Source organism: Hyunsoonleella aquatilis (assembly GCF_014270105.1).
GTDB lineage: Bacteria > Bacteroidota > Bacteroidia > Flavobacteriales > Flavobacteriaceae > Jejuia > Jejuia aquatilis.
The window spans coordinates 194,274-212,802 of record NZ_JACNMF010000004.1; the positions used below are offsets into that span (position 1 = coordinate 194,274).

Genomic DNA, 18,529 nt, shown 5'->3' on the forward strand with positions numbered 1-18,529 from the left:
TTGTAAGTTAAGTATCTTATTTAAAACCAACAACATAAAAGCCCTTAAGGTCTCCCGTATATCTTTATTTGAAAGTGCAATTTCAATCAATTTCATTACCCATTTCCAAATTCATTTAGAATAACTGCAGGTATTAGGGTGAATAAAAAAATTGACCTAAACACTTTTACTATTAATTTCATTACTATTCTTTTTGTTATTATCTAACCACTCTTCCAGAACCAGAACCACCCATTAATGTCTCTACTTCGGCACGGGTTGAAAAGTTAAAATCACCTTTTATAGAGTGCTTTAAACAAGATGCCGCTACGGCATACTTCACGGCTATTTGAGGTTCAGATAATTCTTTGGTTGTTAAAGCAAATATAAGGCCTCCGGCAAAGGAATCGCCACCACCAACTCTATCTACAATGTTCTTTATTTGGTAAGACTGATAATTTCCATCTGCATCCAAAGGTGCGAAAAACGGCTTATCCGATTTTGCATCAAAAAGCATGGCGCCCCAGTTATTGTGAGATGCCGAATAACTTTCACGTAAAGTAATTGCAACTTTACTTACGTTAGGAAATTGGTTAATCACTTTACGGGCAACATCTGGATAGCGTGAGGTATCCAATTTTCCGGCATGCACATCGGTATCACCTGCTTTTATTCCTAAAACATCATGACAATCCTCTTCATTTCCGATAACTACATCAACGAACGGTAAAATTTTCCGCATGGTTTCTTGTGCCAATTCGCGAGCCGATTTGCTATCGTCCCAATTCCAGAGTTTTCCTCTAAAATTTAAATCGATAGAAACGGAAGCCCCTGCTTGCTTTGCTTGTTTTGCGGCATGCAAAGTGGCCTCAGCAGCGTTTTTTGAAAGTGCTGGTGTAATACCACTTAAATGTAACCAACTGGCACCTTTAAAAATAGCTCCCCAGTTATATGCATTTGCAGGTGTTATGGCAATGGCCGAATCTGCACGGTCGTAAATTACATTGCTTGGGCGCTGGTTGGCACCGGTTTCCAGAAAGTACATACCTAAACGCCCCTTATCTGTGCGTAAGACATATTGGGTGTCGACACCAACAGCTCTTACCGCATCCATGGCGGCTTCGGCCAAAGCATGTTTAGGTAATGCAGTAACATATCTAGCTGTACCCCCAAAATTACATATTGAAGCAGCAACACTTCCTTCTGCTCCGGCATAAGTCATATCAAATTGTCTAGTTTGTCTTAATCTCAAATTATCTGGAGCAGCGATACGCCCCATAATTTCACCAAATGTTACTACAGTATTCATTTTTACAAATTATTTTGTTCTTATGTCAGATATCAAGTTTCTTATTTCTTGTGCATTTTGGGTAATTTGGCCCCAGTTTTCATCATGTATCAACGAGCTTTTTGCTATCCAAGAGCCTCCAATAGCTGTAATTAAAGGCGACTCTAGATAGGTTCTTGCATTATTTATATTCAAGCCTCCTAAAGGAATAAATTTAAGCCCCAGATATTGGTAAGGGGCTACCATATTTTTTAAGTTAGCGATGCCTCCAGAAGTTTCAGCTGGGAAATACTTAAGTATTCTACAACCTTCTTGAAGAGCCATTTCAATATCTGTTGGCGTCATGATTCCCGGCGCAAATGGTAAACCCAATTTTACCGCCTCAGCTATTACTTTGGGATTACAACCAGGAGCAACTGCAAAATCAGCTCCTAAATCTACCACAGCTTTTACTTGCTCAGTGGTTAGCACAGTACCAAAACCTAAAGTAATTTCGGAAACTTCCTTTTTAATTAATTTGGCCGCATCAAGTGCTACAGGGGTACGCAAGGTCAACTCAATTGCGTCAACCCCTCCTTTTAGCAAAGCTTTTGCCAAAGGAACGGCATGCTTCAGTTGGTCAATAACCAGGACTGCAATTACACCTGAATCGTCAATTTTTGCGATCATTTCAGGAGTCATTGATTTTTGTGCTATGGGTTGCATCTTCTATTTTTAATAAGGTTTCACATAAACTTTTAAGCGAAAACATGTTGTTGCATCCTAAAAGTACCCTACAAAACAAAACAAAAAACAAAGGCAAAAGTTCATAGAACTTACCCAGTACTTATCTAAATTTACCCTTTGAATAAAAGATAGTGAAAGGGAACTTTAAATATCATAGGGTAAAGAAGAAATGGTATAGGTGTGCAACAAATTCATTTGAACAAACAAAGATTAAAGATTATATCTATATTCTTTTGGAGTAACCTCCATGATTTGCTTAAAGGGCTTGTTGAAATTAGAGATGGGTTCATATTCCACATTGTAGCATATTTCTGAAATGAGCTGGTCTTCCTGAGTTAAAATTCGTGAAGCGTGATCAAAGACATTATGATCTTCGCTTTTGATGATGTTACAAAAGAAATTCGAGAAAACGAAGCGCATGTAAAAAAAATTGACATTGATTAATTCCAAAATTGAGGCCATCGAAGAGCGTTTTGCTATCGGAGAAATTAATACCAATATTTATCAAAAATTTAGGGATAATTACACCAAAGAACAAGCAGATTTAGAGTACGGTTTGGATAATTCGTCAATTTCGAGTTCAAACCTCAATTTAGCCATTGAAAAAGCTCTGACAATTTCCTCTAAACTCAGTAATTTATGGCAATCAGGTGATTTGATCCAAAAGAAAAAAATTCAAAATCTCATTTTTCCTTCCGGAATAGGTTATGATAAGTCAGGAGGAAAAGTTCAAACCAAAAGAGTAAATTCCATATTCTCTTCAATCCCATTGTTGGCAAAGGGTTTATCTGAAACAAAAAACGGAGGACCTGTTAATTTTAACAAATTCTCCGTTCTAGTGACCTCGGCAGGATTAAATATCCTGACAAAGCTCCGCTTTGAAAAACGAAAACTCCAGCTTATAAATTCATTTAAGATTGATTTAACGCTGGAGTTTTCGTTTTATTCGTGACCTCGGCAGGATTCAAACCTGCAACCGCCTGAGCCGTAATCAGGTATTCTATTCAGTTGAACTACGAGGCCCTTAAAAGTGGGTGCAAATATACATTATTTATTAAAACTCCTCCAAACTTTTATTTCAATTTTATAAATGATTATTTTTGAATATGACAGGGACTTTACTCCATCAAAAATTCAAAAATATACTCGATGATGCGCTCATCAAAGAGATTGAAACCATCGGGACACGAATTACTTACGACGAAGGTGATATTATTATAGATATAAACCAGCCCTTACGCTTTATCCCATTACTTTTGGAAGGCAGCATTAAAATATTGCGTGAGGATTCTGAAGGCGACGAACTACTGATTTACTTTTTGGAGCCTGGCGAAACTTGCACTATGTCCCTTACCTGTTGTACTGGTAAATCTAAAAGCAAAATAAGGGCTGTGGCCGAAAAGGATTCTACACTAATTATGATACCTGTTCAGCAGATGCAAAATTGGTTTCACACACATGAAAGTTGGAGAAACTTCATCTTGGAAAGCTACCAAATACGGTTTGACGAAATGCTGGAGGCTATTGACAATATTGCCTTTATGAAAATGGACGAACGCCTTTATAAATACCTTATTAATAAGGCAGAATTACATGGATCCAATACTATTAATATCAAACACCAAGATATCGCTGAAGACCTTCATACCTCTCGTGTAGTTGTATCTAGGCTTTTGAAGCAACTGGAAAACAAAAACAAAATAAAACTAAACCGTGGCAAAATAGATTTGATTTGATTTTAAACAAATAAGTACTAAGGCCCAAGAAAAGAATTTAGGAAACAAAAAACTCGCAACGTTTATTTTGCGAGTTTTTTAATTTTTTTTAGCTGAAAGAAACCTAGATGTTATCCTCTAAATAATCGGGAGTACCGTTATCGTCAGTATCCGTAAATTCAATTATAGTTGCCACATAATTGTTATTGAGTACATCTTTATAAACCCGAACTCGTTCCTCATCCTTGTTTAGGACTGCGTTTTCAACTTCATCCTTGGTTCCCGTAATGGTTCTTACCTTAATCTCATCCTTAGTCAAAATACCATCGCCATCATCATCGGGATCAATAAAATCCCATAAACCATTATTATCAGTGTCGTCATCTTCTTCATTTTCATCTGCAAACACCACAAATTGGTCTAGGAATTGACTATCCGCAGGATCCTTTAATATTTTTTCTAAATGTGAAGGAATACCATCATTATCAAAATCAGTGAAAAAGTTCTGCAACAGCTCAAACTTGAAAATGAGCGGGGAATAGGCTGGTATTTGCGATCTGGACTCGTTAAAATATGCCAGTCCTGAAGGCATAAACATCACCCCCACACCATGGTTTTCATAATTTATAAGACCGCCATCCTCCGTAAAATTTTCGGCAGACTTAAAATCAACCAACGCCTTTTTCCAACCATCAATAACAGATCCAATGGTTCTGCCATCGCCTACTAGGTTAAAATCAGTAGGAGTTACAGCACTATCGAAAATTGTTCCATCCAAAAGAAATCCTTCATAATGCACCCTAACCTTATCTGAAAAATTAGTGGTTTCACCACCCCCTTCATTGAGTTTCAAAATATAAATCTCATAATCGGTATCGGCAAACCTTACGGGTTTGATATCAACGGAGTCTATCAACCTTGCATTTCCATCAGGGGTATCACTAATGATTAAATCTGCAACTTTTGGGTTGGGGTTATTTACAAAAGCTGAGGCATTATAATAATGCGTAGTTAGGTAATCCACCAACATTCCATTATCTATACTCTGCTGTTCATCCCTATCTGCGATCGGTATTGAAATTACACCATTTCCATCATCATCATTCTTACAGGATATTAGGGCCAATGTTGCCAATAATATCAAAAAACCGATTTTTCTAAAACTCATTATTGCTTATTTTTGGGGCGCAAGATACAATTTTAATGATATCTTGTGCAACAACATTAACGCAGTTTTTACAAGATTTGTATGCGGATTGACAAGTATTTATGGTGTACGAGATATTACAAAACTAGAACCTTGGCTACTACCGCCTGCAAAAAGGGGCAGGTAAAGGTAAATGACGATGTTGTGAAGCCCAGCAGGGAGGTTTACCCTCAGGACAGGATTGAGCTTCGCAAGACTCAAATCAATTATAAATTGAAAGTAAACGATATCCCTCCCAATCGGGTTTCGGCAAAATTGGTAGACATTTACCGTACCGATTTAACGCCCAAAGAAGAGTTTGAAGCCAAAGAGCTTTTAAAATATTCCAAAGACTATTATCGCAAAAAAGGAACGGGCCGACCGACCAAAAAAGATAGACGCGACATTGATGATTTTACCATTGAAAATGACTAATTTTAAACTTTCAAAATAACCGATTACCACATGGAATTAAAGAACAACGTTATTCTAAACCATAGTGAAATTCAACATAAGATTAGACGGATAGCTTTTCAGATTTATGAAACGAATGTTAATGAAACTGAAGTTATTATTGCAGGAATAGATAGCAATGGCTATATACTTGCTAAAAAACTGAAGGCCATGTTAGAAAAAATTTCAGATATCAATCCGGTACTATGTAAAGTAAAAATAAATAAAAGAGCTCCACTGGAAGCCATTGACACTTCGCTTCCTCCAGAAGAGTACTCTAACAAATCTGTTGTTTTGGTGGATGATGTACTTAATTCTGGAACCACCTTGATTTATGGCGTGAAACATTTTTTAAGTGTTCCGATGAAACAGTTCAAAACTGCGGTTTTGGTAAATAGAAATCATAAAAAATATCCTGTAAAAGCAGATTTTAAAGGTATTTCCCTGTCCACCTCGTTACACGAACATGTTCAGGTTAATCTTTCCGGAAAGGCAAATGAAGTAATTTTAGAATAGCGCTAAAATTATATCCTCAACAATTTCTATTTTTTCTTTGTAATCTGTAACGATATGGATTTCAGCCTTGCTATAAAACTGAGACCTTTCGAACAAATGTTTTCCAATGAATTCGGTCATCAATTCCTCAGATTCAACGTGTGCAATTAATGGACGTTTTGCTTTTTTCTTAAATAATTTTTGCGATAAAAACGGCAATGATCCCTTTAGGTAAATTGAGGTTGCATTTTCGGCATTCAAAATGGCGTCCATATTATTTGCGTAACATGGTGTACCACCCCCTAAGGATAAAATGGTATTTTCCTCTAGCTTCAACAAATCTTTTAGATACTCGGTTTCCTTTTTTCTAAAGTAGACTTCACCTTTGGTTTTAAAGATTTCGCTAACCGAAATGCCTTCCTTTTCTTCAATAAAATCATCTAAATCAATAAGATTATAGTTTAATTTCTCAGCTAAAATCCTACCAACTGAGGACTTTCCAGACCCCATATATCCTAATAAAACTATGATCATTTTTATGCTATAAATTGATTACTAAAAACATAGATAAACAGGCTACAAAAAAACGAAAAATTATATTAGAAAACCCATTGTTTTATTAATTAAACATTATATATTTGCACCCGCTAACGGAAATTTACCGATAGTTTTGACCGGGTAGCTCAGTTGGTAGAGCATCTCCCTTTTAAGGAGAGGGTCCTGGGTTCGAGCCCCAGCCCGGTCACTAAAAAAGTTAAGCAACATTGCTTAACTTTTTTTATTTTAGCATACTTCAAAAAAAGCACACGTGGCGGAATTGGTAGACGCGCTGGCTTGAGGGGCCAGTATCCGTATAGGATGTGGAAGTTCGAATCTTCTCGTGTGCACTTTTTAAGTTCAAACTTTATTTGGAATAAAGGCTATCTACCTCATTCGCTATCTCCGTTTTACACAACTACCACGATAACCGAAATTTGGAAATGGAATTTCTAAATCCTCAGTAAATTTCACTTATTCTTGCTTGACATAAATAGTTTGGGTCATACTTCCTAAAGGGTCATTTACCCATTCAATCTGAGTAGCGGAAAGCATATTAAACTCATAGGTTATAACTTGACTGGCTAACGTTATTTTTATTGAATAATTGTTGTCTGTATTTGTCTCCTCTACATCAGCCACAGCACCAGAACTTTTACTAAGCCTAATAGACTCTTTAAAACAATTTTCAGTTGTAAACAAAACCAAACAAAAATCGTCACTTGAAAACCGGTATCCAGAACGGGGGTTTGGCTCTTCCAATAACCAGGTGCCAATAATCCAGTTGGGAGGGTTTATTAGGGATTGATTTTTGGAATCCGAGTCATCTGAAGAAGAACAGCCAACAAGAAATATAGCCATCAGCAATAGTAGTATTTTTTTCATTGTTGAATAGATTTAGTACTACAAACTTACTGAATATTGTTTTACGGAGCAGCACCCAAACCATTTAACTGCCCATAAAAACTACGATACTGCTGATTATTAGGAAACATTTCTACCAATCGTCTGGCAATATTTTTAGCTTTAGAAATTTCCCCACCTTTTTGGTAGATATAGGCCAGAACATAAAGCAAACTTTCATTATTCGGTGCTATCTTTAAACCTTTTACGGCAGTGTCCTCTGCTTTTTTCAAGTCATTTACCTTGTCATAAAGCAAACTGAGATTGTAATAAAACCTAACATTTTCTGGCATGTGGCCAATGGCAAGCTCCATTTGCTTTATAGCCTCTTCCGTTCGGTTGAGCTCAGCCAATAACAGCGCGTAGGAATAATAGGTTTGCGCAAAATCGGGTTCCTGCTGAATAATTGTTTTAAAAGCGGCTTCGGCCTCTGCCGTTTGATTATTTCGGTAATACAAATTCGCTAGATTGGTACGAATCATGTTGTTCAAGTCATCAATTTCCAAAGCTTTTTCAAACCATTTTATGGCGTTGGCGACATCTCCTTTCTTTAGATAATAAGTTGCCTTTTTCGCACGACCTCCACTAAAGTCGCCCGTCACTCTTAAATGGGTGTTGAATTCCTTTTGAACCTTTCTGTAGGCATCTTTGTAATCCTCTGGAATTTGCAGTTCATTCAAGGATGCAATTGCTAAAAATGCTTTTGTTCTTACCGATCGTTTTTCATCTTTCAAAAGCGGTAAAAATGAATTCACGTAATCTGTTGTATTTAAATCGTTGAAAGCATCAATAGTTGCACCTCGCACCAAAGCAGATTCATCATCCAAAAATCGCAACAATTCGTTAATGGATTCCTGGGTAACATAACCGCTCATGGCCCTGACCGCTGAAGCCCTAGCGATTTCTGGGTAAATCGTGTCTTTCGATAGCTCCATTAATTTCTCCAAACCGTGCGGATCTCCTGTTAAAGCAGGTGCCAATAAATCAGAAAAATGTTTCTGCTTCGGAACGCCATGTGTCTTTTTATAGTTTTCCCATGCCCACTTGTCGTCTTTGTCCGTATGGCATTGTACACATGCATTGGGTGTGCCATATTTCAAACTCAAATCCGGCCTGGGAATCCGAAAACTGTGATCCCTCCTGTAATCGTTGCCCATATAGATCTTTCCAGTCATATGGCAATTGATACATTCGGATCCTTCGGAATTCGCCTTATGAAAATGATGTGTTGGTGCATCATATTTTTTGGTGTCATGGCACTGTGCGCAAAGCTGATTGCCTTCAAATCTTAATTTCAGCGAATGCGGATTGTGGCAATTGGTACAGGTTACGTTATTTTGATACATTTTACTCTGAAGAAACGAACCATACACATAAACCTCATCCAAAATTTGTCCATCTGGGTGATACAAATTATTTGCAATTAACTGAGGGAAATAATGATCTAAAAACGTACCTTCAAAATTGAAATGTTCCGAAATTTGCTCTCTCCTTACATGACATCTGGCGCATTGATCTACCAATTCTTTAGGAGGCGTATTCAATGTCATTTTTAAATCATTGTCAAATTTATACTTTGTGCCTTCTGCATTTGCTTTTTGCACATGTGTTTTTCCTGGGCCATGACAGGCCTCGCAACTTACGTTAATCAAGGCGTATTTAGTATCATAACCATGAGATTCCATATTATAGTTCTTCCTAACATTCGTGGAATGGCAATCAGCACACATATTGTTCCAATTCAATCCACCACGGGACCAATGTAACCATTCGGAATGCACCACCTTAAAATCTGGGTACAGATCAAACCATTTGCCTTTTTCTGTGTCCCAAGCCGTTCTTAGGCACTGATAATGCCCATCGGGAAATTTCACAATGTACTGCTGTAACGGTGTGACGCCGAAAGTATACTCTATTTTATAATCGTGGTACTTACCATCCCTACCTTCCGTATTTACAAAGAACTCACCATCCTTTTTATAGAATTTTGAAGTCACCCCTTGGCTGGAAAAGGAAGCATTATTGAAATCACCCAAGATCGTAGAATCTGTTGCAATTTGCATTGCCTTATCGTGATGGGAGCCTTTCCAATCTTTGAATTGATCTTGATGACAGGACTTACAAGCTCCATCACCCAAAAAGTGATTATCAGGGATCATTTCCGCCGAAACAAAAATATTGTCAGAACCAGCCGATGCCCGTACATAATCATTTTTTTTATCCTTACAGGAGATAAAAACCATAAAAATAATCAACGAAAAAAGGGACCGCATACAGGCAATGGAGTTAAAATAATATAACGACCAAAAGTATGGAATTAAAAGCCCTCAAACAAAGCTTTTACCTCAAATATGGCACCTCTTCAAGCATAACCTCATTGCACATTCATTTGCGTTTTGCCGAGAAAATAGAATATCATAAAACCATTAATTTTTATTTTTTTTCAATTTGATAGCCCTTTTCTATTGATTTCTCATAAGATATTCGTAATTTTGTTTAACTAAATTCTGTTTTTGATGAACAATATACAGGTTAATTTCAGCATAAAAGATCTTGAAAACCTAACGGGCATAAAGGCGCACACCATTAGAATATGGGAAAAGCGTTATAATTTATTGCATCCAGATAGAAGTAATACAAATATTAGAAATTATAGTTTAGCCAGTCTCCAAAAACTCCTAAACATCTCTTTTTTAAACAATAACGGTTATAAAATTTCAAAAATTGCCAAGCTTAGCGAAGAGGATATTCCTATTAAGGTTCGGGAAATCGCCTCGAGAGCAAAGGTGGAAGACCATGCCATAAACGCATTCAAACTATCAATGTTAAATTTTGATCAGGTTTTATTTTACAACACCTATAATAATCTGATTGAAAACAAATCCTTTGATACCATTTTTTATGACGTGTTTTTGCCATTGCTAAACGAAATAGGGCTGCTTTGGCAAACCAGTACTATCACTCCGGCACACGAACACTTTTTATCCGTACACATCAAGCAGAAAATATTATTGAATATTGAACGCTTGCAAATCCTTGAACCCAAACCAGTAACCAAAACGTTTATTCTGTTTTTGCCAGATAATGAGGTACATGATATTGGTTTGCTATTCATCAATTATCAATTGAGGAGCAAGGGATATCATACGATATTTTTAGGTGAAAGTGTACCAATGGATAGCCTCGTGAGTGTTTTGGAATTCTTCAATGAAATTACTTTCGTCACTTATTTTACGGTAAATCCCGAGGCAAAAGAAATCCCCGGATATTTCAAAGAATTTGAAGAACTTTTGCTCAATAATGACAAAACCAACCTTTTAGCTTTGGGCCCAAAATTATCAGCGATCGAAGATGATTTTCAACTTCCGGACAGCGTTAAAATCTATGATTCTATCGAAAACTTAGTTAAAGATTTATAAAAACTTTTATTTTGTTTAACTTTTAATTACATTTGTTGAACAAAATGAAAACAACAGTATTTGTCATAGGGTCAGGGTTCTCGTCATTAGCCGCTTCGTGCTACTTGGCAAAGGCCGGTTACAACGTTACTATCTTTGAAAAAAATGCTACCATCGGTGGTCGCGCAAGGCAATTAAAAAAAGACGGTTTTACCTTTGATATAGGTCCTACTTGGTATTGGATGCCTGATGTTTTCGAGCGATTTTTTGCCGATTTCGACAAAAAGCCTTCAGATTACTATCAACTAGAAAAGCTAAGTCCCGCCTACAGTGTGTACTTTGGAAAGGATGACAGTATCACCATTGAGGATTCTTTGGACAAAATTAAGAATACCTTTGAAAAAGAGGAAAAAGGCAGTTCCCAAAAACTTCAGAAGTTTATGGACGATGCCCAAAGTAACTACGATATTGCCATAAAAGATTTGGTTTACAATCCAGGTGTTTCACCACTCGAACTGGTAACTCCAGCTACCATAAAAAAAGTCGGCCAGTTCTTCAGCAACATTAAAAAGGATGTTCGCAGAGACTTTAAGAATGACAGGTTGGCCAAAATTCTAGAATTCCCTGTGTTATTTTTGGGTGCGAAGCCCAGCGATACTCCTTCATTCTATAGTTTCATGAATTATGCTGATTTTGGTTTGGGTACGTTTCACCCTAAAAAAGGAATGTATCAAGTCATTCTTGCCATGGAACAATTGGCCAAGGAATTAGGAGTGACTATAAAAACGAACGCTCCCATTGAAAAAATCAATATTGAAAACGGCCAGGCAAAAAGCCTGATTTCAAATGGAGAAGCACATCATGGCGATATCATCGTAAGTGGCGCAGATTACCATCACACTGAAACACTTTTAGATAAAGTATATAGACAATATCCCGAATCCTACTGGAATAAAAAGACCTTTGCTCCCTCTTCCCTCCTATTCTATGTTGGTTTTGATAAGAAATTGAAAAAGGTTGAGCACCACACTTTATTCTTTGATGTGGATTTTGATGCGCATGCAGAAGCTATTTACGACGACCCCAAATGGCCTCAAGAACCTTTGTTCTACGCAAGTTTTCCAAGTATAACGGATGAAAGCAGTGCGCCCAAAGGTAAAGAAGCGGGCATATTTTTGATTCCGCTTGCCCCCGGAATTGAAGACACCCCTGAATTGAGAGCTCAATATTTTGAAAAGATTATTGAAAGATTTGAAGCATTGACTTCTCAAACTGTAAAAAATCATATTATCTTTAAAGAGTCCTTTTGTATAAACGACTTTATTAAGGATTACAACTCTTATAAAGGAAACGCCTACGGGATGGCGAATACCCTATTGCAAACTGCTTTTTTGAGACCTAAATTAAAAAGCAAAAAAGTGGATCAACTTTATTTTACAGGACAATTGACGGTTCCTGGCCCCGGTGTACCCCCGTCATTGATTTCCGGAAAATTGGTTTCCGAATTAGTAATAAAAAACAACAGTTAAGCTATGAAAGCACTTTTTGACACCGTTTCGTACCAATGTAGCAAAGTAGTTACTAAATCGTATAGCACTTCATTTTCTCTAGCTACCAAAATGCTGTCCAATACCATCAGGATGCACATTTATAACATCTATGGCTTTGTGAGGTTTGCAGATGAAATTGTGGATTCCTTTCATGAATACGACAAAGCAACCTTATTTGAAAGTTTCTCCAATGATCTGGAGAAGGCCTTACAAGATAAAATTAGTTTGAACCCAATTTTGAATGCCTTCCAATACACATTTCACAAATATAAGATTGATAAAAGCCTAGTAGATGCCTTCATGAAGAGTATGCGCATGGATCTTCATAAAAAAGATTACTTAACTGATGAGGAATATAAGGAATACATTTATGGATCAGCTGATGTGGTTGGGTTAATGTGCCTAAAGGTATTCGTAAAAGGTGATGAAGAAAAATACAATGATTTAAAAGGAATGGCGATGTCTTTAGGCTCGGCATTTCAAAAGGTAAATTTTCTACGAGATATTAAAGCCGATTTTGATGATTTAAACCGAAGCTATTTCCCGAATGTAGATCTAAACAATTTGGATGAGCACTCCAAACAAGAAATTATTGATGACATTGAAAGAGATTTTGAAGAAGGTCTTAAAGGGATCAAAAAACTTCCTATGGAAGCCAAATTTGGAGTATTTATGGCTTATCGCTATTACAGACAACTTTTAAAAAAACTGAAAAAAACACCTGCTTTACAAATTAAGGATACCCGCATTAGAGTGTCTAATCCAAAAAAAATTGAGTTATTAATGCGCAGTTATGTAAAATATCAACTAAATTTAATGTGATTTTTTAGTTATGCATACTTTACTTTGGATTTTGTGTTTTTTAAGTGCTTTCTGCATTATGGAATTTATGGCATGGTTTACCCATAAGTACATTATGCATGGCTTTTTATGGCACTTACACAAGGACCACCACCATAAGGACCACGACAGTTGGTTTGAGCGCAATGACACCTTTTTTATTTTCTATGCCATAGTGAGTATTTCTTTCGTTTTACTTTGGAAATTTACCTGGTTTTGGCCAGGTTTGCCCATAGGTATTGGCATTTTTGCTTATGGCCTGTGTTATTTTTTAGTGCATGATATTTTTATACATCAGCGTTTTAAAATATTTAGAAATGCCAACAATTGGTATGCTCGGGGCATAAGAAGAGCTCATAAAATCCACCATAAACATTTGGGCAAGGATGATGGAGAATGCTACGGCATGCTGTTCGTCCCCTTCAAATACTTCAAAAGCAAATAATACTCAATGTCGGGTAACTCGCATTTTGACTATGTTATTATTGGTAGTGGTTTGGCAGGGCTACAACTGGCTTTAAAAATGGCTTCTGATTCCTTTTTCGATGACAAGACAATTGCCTTAATCGACGCCTCGGAAAAAAATAGCAACGACAAAACCTGGAGTTTTTGGGAAACGGAGCCCTCGCAATGGAACCACATTGTGCACAAGTCATGGAAACAGGCGAAAGTAATAACTTCCAAAAATGAAATGGAAATGAATTTATCGCCGTATGCATATAAAACTATCAGAGCCATTGATTTTTACAAGTATGCGAAATCAACCCTGGAAAACCATCAAAACTTCCAGTTTTTTGTGGACGAAGTGGTGTACACGCACGAGGATTCAAGGGTTATTGTGAAAACAAAAAAACGTTCTTATACGGCAGAACATGTATTTGATAGCAGGGTTCCAATTGAATTTTATAATAACAATAAGAGCTTAAATATCAACCAACACTTCAAGGGCATCGTCATTAAAACGGAACGAGAAGTATTTGACACTAAAAGCTTTACCATGATGGATTATCGGCTGAAGGATGGCGAACAAACCACCTTTACTTATGTGCTTCCTTTTTCAAAGCATGAGGCGTTGGTGGAGTTTACATATTTTACTGAGCACATTGTTGAAACATCAGTCTATGACGGGTTCCTCCAAACGTACATCAAAAAGTACCTGAAAATTGACGATTACAAAATCATTGAATCTGAACAGGGTAATATTCCGATGACCACTTTTCCCTTTGATAAATTCAACACGGAAAAGATAACGAAAATTGGCACCGGTGGTGGCTGGGTAAAACCTTCAACAGGGTACTCCTTTAAGCATACTGAAAAAAAAGTGGCCAAGATTCTAGATAACATTAAAGCCAACAAAAAGCCATCTGATAGTCTTTTCTCGAAAAAATATAGATTTTTTGACACTGTGTTCCTTAAAGTTTTAAAAGAGGAAAACCATAAAGGCGAATGGATTTTTAAGCAGTTTTACGGTAAAAACAAACCAGCGAGTATGTTCCTATTTTTGGACGAAGAATCTAGCTTTAAAGAGGAATTGAAAATTATGGTTTCGCTATTTTCTTGGAGTTTTGTAAAGGCTTTTTTTAAAACGCTTTAGAGCTTTTTGGCCTCCTCCCAAAACACATCCATTTCTGCTAAGGTCATTTCTTTTAAGGGCTTATTTAGGGATTTGGCTTTCGATTCTAAATATTGAAAGCGTTTTGAGAATTTTTTATTAGTACGCTCCAAGGCATTTTCGGGGTTGATATTTAGGAAACGTGCATAATTCACCATCGAGAACATCACATCACCAAACTCGCTTTCCATAGCCTCTTCATTACCAACCTTTACCTCATGCCGAAACTCAGACAATTCCTCTTGCAGTTTCTCCCAAACCTGTTCAGGCTTTTCCCAATCAAAGCCCACTCCAGCCACTTTTTCCTGAATACGATTGGCTTTCACTAGGGCCGGTAAACTCCTTGGCACACCTTCCAAAACACTTTTTTTCCCTTCTTTTAATTTAAGATTTTCCCAGTTACGTTTGACATCGTCCTCATTTTCTACTTTAACATCACCATAGATGTGTGGATGCCGGTTGATCAACTTTTCGCAAATGGTGTTACACACATCGGCAATATCAAAATCTTTGGTTTCACTCCCGATTTTTGCGTAAAATACAATGTGCAATAACACGTCCCCCAGCTCTTTTTTAACCTCTTCCAAATCATTATCCAAAATGGCATCTCCCAACTCATAAGTTTCCTCGATAGTCAAATGGCGTAAGGTTTCCATGGTTTGTTTTTTATCCCATGGGCATTGCTCTCGCAGTTCGTCCATAATGGTTAATAATCTATCGAAAGCTTTGAGTTGGCGTTGTCTGGAATTCATTCTAAATATTTTGGCAAAAATACAATTTTGATTTGCTTCAAGGAATGGCCAAGGCCTAAATTAGTTTTGAAAAGTATATAATTCTCACAAATCTCTTTAATCAAAACAGAGAGAATTATACCATAAAATTCTATTAAAAAAGTAAGTTGTTTAGTTTATTTAAAGAAAGAAAAAACTCTATATTTGATATATTAACATTTCAAAACTTATTGTAATCTAAATCAACTCAAATACAGTAGGTATTTGTTTTTTTATAACTGAACAAACCTTATCTAAACCAAATCCAAAATGACTAAACTAATAACTTTACTCTTCTTTTTAATTTTAGGGCTAAATGGTTTTGCCCAAAATACATTTCTACAAGGGTATTATATCAATAACTCTAATGAAAGAATGGACTGTCTTATTAAAAACGGTGACTGGCTAAACAACCCCACTCAGTTTGAATATAAACTTTCTGAAAATTCGGAGCAAAAAATCCAAACCATTACTTCTGTGAAGGAATTTGAAATTACTGGTATAACAAAATATGTAAGACAGGATGTAGATATCGATAGATCTAGCGCAATAATCGAAGAGATGGACTATAACAAAAATCCTGTTTTTAATAGGGAACAACTGTTTTTAAAGGTACTAATAGAGGGGAAAGGGAATTTATATTTGTACGAAGACAATGGCCTAATAAGGTATTTTTTTAATCAAGACCTTACAGAAGTGAAGCAACTGGTTTTCAAGAATTATCTAACTGACAATGGACAAGTAGCCAAAAACCAACACTTCAGACAACAACTATGGAATGCCTTAAAATGCGAAAGTATTTCCATGGACCAGGTCGCTAAAATAAGTTATAGGCAATCAGAATTGATTAAGTTTTTCATAAAATACAATGAATGCACAAATTCAGAATTTGTCAATTACAAAACTAAACAAAAGAAGGATTTATTCAATTTAACTATTCGTCCTGGTGTAACTATTTCTTCATTGGTTTTAGATGGTCCAATTAGGGAGCCTTTTGATTTTGATGAGGGTTTAACTTCTTTTAGGTTTGGGCTTGAAGCAGAGTTTATCTTGGGATTTAACAATAATAAATGGGCTATGATATTGGAGCCTACCTACCAGCAGTTTGAATCAGAAGCTGTAGTTATTTCAAATAGAACCACTGGAGAAAAATCAATAGCAAAAATAAATAATGAATCTATACAGGTTAATTTAGGTATACGATATTATATGTTTCTGAATAAAGATTTAAAACTTTTCACCAATGTTTCGATGGTTATTGATAACAATAATTCATCAGTTGATGTTAGAAGTGAACGTGGTCTACCCATTTTTTCATCTGAAGGTATGTCGGGGATTAGCGCAGCCCTTGGTATAGGTTGTAAATATAAAGAAAGATATAATTTAGAACTAAGGTACATACCCAATAGAAATATTTTAAATGGTCAAGGGGCTTGGGGTACAAAATTTTCATCGGTATCCATGGTTTTAGGGTATTCTATGTTTTAAAATCTAGCTTGCGCAGACGTCTAAGTTAGAGTCCCCAGCTCTTTTTTCACCCATTCCAAATCATTATACAAAATAGCATCACCAAGCTCATAAGTTTCCTTGATAGTCAAACGACGTAAGGTTTACATCGTTTGTTTTTTATCCCATGGGCATTGCTCCCGCAGTTCGTTCATAATGGTTAATAATCTATCGAAGGCTTAGAGCTGGTGTTGTCTGGAATTCATTCTAAATATTTTTGCAAAAATACAATTCTAATGGTCTAGAAGAAGACATTATGCTTTATAAAGTAATTTAACAAACAACATTGTCAGAAAAAAATGATAACTTCGTTTAACGGTGCATATCCGATAGCCCATTATGTGTTATTAACACTCAACAATTTAAATACGAATAAATTAAAATAATGATGAAAATAAAACTACTATTTCTTTTAACGACAATTTTAAGTTTTAATTGCTACTCTCAAATTTCATTTGAAAATGGATATTTTATAGATAACAATAATCAAAAAACTAATTGTTTAATTAAAAATCTTGATTGGGGAGATAATCCAACTGAATTCAAATATAAATTATCAGAAAATAGCGAATTAAATGAAAAAACAATAAAATCAGTTAAAGAATTTGGGATTTTTAACGCTTCAAAATATGTGAGAAGCGCGGTAAAAATTGATAGGTCTAGTAACAAGGTTGATGAATTAGATAACGAAAGAAAAGCTAAATTTCAGGAAGAAGAACTCTTTTTAAAAGTATTAGTCGAAGGAAAATCTACTTTGTATAGTTACATTGACCGTGGTTTAATAAGATATTTTTACAGCATCGGAACATCTAATATTGAGCAATTGGTGTTTAAAAGTTATATAACTCCTGAATTTAAAATTGGCAAAAATAATAGATTTAGAAATCAGCTATGGAATAACTTGAAATGCTCTGATATCAAAAAGAGCAGAGTAGAAAAAATAAAATACAGAAAATCAGATTTGGTCAACTTTTTTGTAACGTATAACAGCTGTAGCAATCAAGAATATATCAACTTTGAAGAAAAGCAAAAAAAAGATTTGTTTAATTTGAACATCAGGCCTCGATTAAATTTCTCTTCATTATCTAATGACAGGAATATTAATATTAAAAACGATCTAGGTTTTGGTTTTGGAATAGAAGCAGAATTAGTTCTTCCTTTTCATAAAAACAAATGGTCATTTATAATTGAGCCAACTTATCAAAGTTTTGGAGAAAAATCAACTGATGGAGGTTCAGGAGATGTAATCGTTAATTATAGTTCTATTGAATTACATGCTGGTTTAAGACATTACTTCTTTTTAAATGATAATTCAAAAATTTTTATAAATGCTTCTTTAATTTATGATTCAAGTTTAAATGATTCACAAATTAATTCCCAAGAAATTACAGACGCCTATAATATGGCTTTTGGTCTAGGTTATAAGTATAAAGATAAATACAGCATAGAGTTAAGGCATCAAACACGAAGAGGATTAGGTTTTGATTCAAATTGGGTTGCGGATTATGAAACTTTATCAATAGTCTTTGGATACTCTTTATTCTAAAATAACAACACATAATAAAGTATAA

The 18,529-nt window shown here is 35.7% G+C and carries 18 protein-coding genes, 3 tRNA genes and 1 pseudogene; 13 read left to right on the plus strand and 9 right to left on the minus strand.

All coding sequences use genetic code 11. From position 1 onward, the window contains the following. Window positions 1–199: 199 nt before the first annotated feature. Both H7U19_RS12415 and H7U19_RS12420 read right to left on the minus strand, forming a co-directional pair. Complete coding sequence (locus H7U19_RS12415) at window positions 200–1,288, minus strand: sugar kinase (protein ID WP_186562851.1); 1,089 nt, start codon at window positions 1,286–1,288, stop codon at window positions 200–202. A gap of 9 nt (window positions 1,289–1,297) precedes the next feature. Further along, window positions 1,298–1,972, minus strand: coding sequence for a bifunctional 4-hydroxy-2-oxoglutarate aldolase/2-dehydro-3-deoxy-phosphogluconate aldolase (locus H7U19_RS12420; protein WP_222597433.1), 675 nt, complete (start codon window positions 1,970–1,972; stop codon window positions 1,298–1,300). A gap of 457 nt (window positions 1,973–2,429) precedes the next feature. Between H7U19_RS12420 and H7U19_RS12425 the strand changes: the two genes are divergently transcribed. After that, window positions 2,430–2,945: a hypothetical protein gene (locus H7U19_RS12425; RefSeq protein WP_186562853.1), complete on the plus strand. Its 516-nt coding sequence runs from the start codon at window positions 2,430–2,432 to the stop codon at window positions 2,943–2,945. On the opposite strand, the gene H7U19_RS12430 is transcribed toward H7U19_RS12425, so the two are convergent. Continuing rightward, window positions 2,943–3,016 (minus strand) — tRNA-Arg (locus H7U19_RS12430). The genes H7U19_RS12425 and H7U19_RS12430 overlap by 3 nt on opposite strands. A gap of 83 nt (window positions 3,017–3,099) precedes the next feature. Between H7U19_RS12430 and H7U19_RS12435 the strand changes: the two genes are divergently transcribed. Further along, window positions 3,100–3,729 (plus strand): Crp/Fnr family transcriptional regulator, encoded by a 630-nt coding sequence (locus H7U19_RS12435; protein WP_186562855.1) that lies wholly within the window; start codon window positions 3,100–3,102, stop codon window positions 3,727–3,729. A gap of 103 nt (window positions 3,730–3,832) precedes the next feature. Here H7U19_RS12435 and H7U19_RS12440 read toward each other — a convergent pair whose 3' ends face one another. Further along, a complete protein-coding gene (locus H7U19_RS12440) occupies window positions 3,833–4,876 on the minus strand; it encodes an FKBP-type peptidyl-prolyl cis-trans isomerase (protein ID WP_186562857.1) in 1,044 nt (347 codons plus the stop codon). A gap of 81 nt (window positions 4,877–4,957) precedes the next feature. On the opposite strand from H7U19_RS12440, the gene H7U19_RS12445 reads away from it, so the two are divergent. Beyond that, window positions 4,958–5,329, plus strand: a complete 372-nt coding sequence (locus tag H7U19_RS12445) for an RNA-binding S4 domain-containing protein (RefSeq protein WP_186562859.1) — start codon at window positions 4,958–4,960, stop codon at window positions 5,327–5,329. Window positions 5,330–5,359: 30 nt separating this feature from the next. Continuing rightward, entirely contained in the window at window positions 5,360–5,863 is a 504-nt protein-coding gene (locus H7U19_RS12450) for a phosphoribosyltransferase family protein (RefSeq protein WP_186562861.1), read from the plus strand. Here H7U19_RS12450 and H7U19_RS12455 read toward each other — a convergent pair. Next, a complete protein-coding gene (locus H7U19_RS12455; RefSeq protein WP_186562862.1) occupies window positions 5,855–6,376 on the minus strand; it encodes a shikimate kinase in 522 nt (173 codons plus the stop codon). The genes H7U19_RS12450 and H7U19_RS12455 overlap by 9 nt on opposite strands. 138 nt (window positions 6,377–6,514) lie before the next feature. Between H7U19_RS12455 and H7U19_RS12460 the strand changes: the two genes are divergently transcribed. Both H7U19_RS12460 and H7U19_RS12465 read left to right on the plus strand, forming a co-directional pair. After that, window positions 6,515–6,587, plus strand: a tRNA-Lys gene (locus tag H7U19_RS12460). A 57-nt stretch (window positions 6,588–6,644) separates the two neighbouring features. Further along, window positions 6,645–6,729: transfer RNA gene (locus H7U19_RS12465), tRNA-Leu, on the plus strand. Window positions 6,730–6,853: 124 nt separating this feature from the next. On the opposite strand, the gene H7U19_RS12470 is transcribed toward H7U19_RS12465, so the two are convergent. Next, a complete protein-coding gene (locus tag H7U19_RS12470; RefSeq protein ID WP_186562864.1) occupies window positions 6,854–7,264 on the minus strand; it encodes a hypothetical protein in 411 nt (136 codons plus the stop codon). A gap of 41 nt (window positions 7,265–7,305) precedes the next feature. Further along, the gene (locus H7U19_RS12475; RefSeq protein ID WP_186562866.1) at window positions 7,306–9,555 is read right to left on the minus strand and encodes a tetratricopeptide repeat protein; all 2,250 of its coding nucleotides are present in this window, start codon (window positions 9,553–9,555) and stop codon (window positions 7,306–7,308) included. Between the two features lie 243 nt (window positions 9,556–9,798). Between H7U19_RS12475 and H7U19_RS12480 the strand changes: the two genes are divergently transcribed. From H7U19_RS12480 to H7U19_RS12500, 5 genes are read left to right on the plus strand one after another with little or no spacing between them, the layout of a single operon-like run. Then, window positions 9,799–10,701: a MerR family transcriptional regulator gene (locus tag H7U19_RS12480; RefSeq protein WP_186562868.1), complete on the plus strand. Its 903-nt coding sequence runs from the start codon at window positions 9,799–9,801 to the stop codon at window positions 10,699–10,701. 44 nt (window positions 10,702–10,745) lie between these two features. After that, window positions 10,746–12,209 (plus strand): phytoene desaturase family protein, encoded by a 1,464-nt coding sequence (locus H7U19_RS12485; RefSeq protein ID WP_186562870.1) that lies wholly within the window; start codon window positions 10,746–10,748, stop codon window positions 12,207–12,209. A gap of 3 nt (window positions 12,210–12,212) precedes the next feature. Next, a complete protein-coding gene (locus tag H7U19_RS12490; protein WP_186562872.1) occupies window positions 12,213–13,052 on the plus strand; it encodes a phytoene/squalene synthase family protein in 840 nt (279 codons plus the stop codon). 10 nt (window positions 13,053–13,062) lie between these two features. Continuing rightward, window positions 13,063–13,515: a sterol desaturase family protein gene (locus H7U19_RS12495; RefSeq protein WP_186562874.1), complete on the plus strand. Its 453-nt coding sequence runs from the start codon at window positions 13,063–13,065 to the stop codon at window positions 13,513–13,515. A 6-nt stretch (window positions 13,516–13,521) separates the two neighbouring features. Continuing rightward, window positions 13,522–14,664: a lycopene cyclase family protein gene (locus H7U19_RS12500; protein WP_186562876.1), complete on the plus strand. Its 1,143-nt coding sequence runs from the start codon at window positions 13,522–13,524 to the stop codon at window positions 14,662–14,664. On the opposite strand, the gene mazG is transcribed toward H7U19_RS12500, so the two are convergent. Beyond that, window positions 14,661–15,434: a nucleoside triphosphate pyrophosphohydrolase gene (gene mazG, locus H7U19_RS12505; RefSeq protein WP_186562878.1), complete on the minus strand. Its 774-nt coding sequence runs from the start codon at window positions 15,432–15,434 to the stop codon at window positions 14,661–14,663. The two genes, H7U19_RS12500 and mazG, sit on opposite strands and share 4 nt — an antisense overlap. Window positions 15,435–15,722: 288 nt before the next feature. Between mazG and H7U19_RS12510 the strand changes: the two genes are divergently transcribed. Beyond that, entirely contained in the window at window positions 15,723–16,940 is a 1,218-nt protein-coding gene (locus tag H7U19_RS12510; protein ID WP_186562880.1) for a porin family protein, read from the plus strand. A 26-nt stretch (window positions 16,941–16,966) separates the two neighbouring features. On the opposite strand, the pseudogene H7U19_RS16915 reads toward H7U19_RS12510, so the two are convergent. Further along, window positions 16,967–17,113 (minus strand): annotated as a pseudogene (locus H7U19_RS16915) (MazG nucleotide pyrophosphohydrolase domain-containing protein); the annotation flags it as partial. Between the two features lie 230 nt (window positions 17,114–17,343). Between H7U19_RS16915 and H7U19_RS12515 the strand changes: the two are divergent. Beyond that, entirely contained in the window at window positions 17,344–18,504 is a 1,161-nt protein-coding gene (locus H7U19_RS12515) for a tRNA modification GTPase (RefSeq protein ID WP_246454804.1), read from the plus strand. Window positions 18,505–18,529 lie beyond the last annotated feature (25 nt).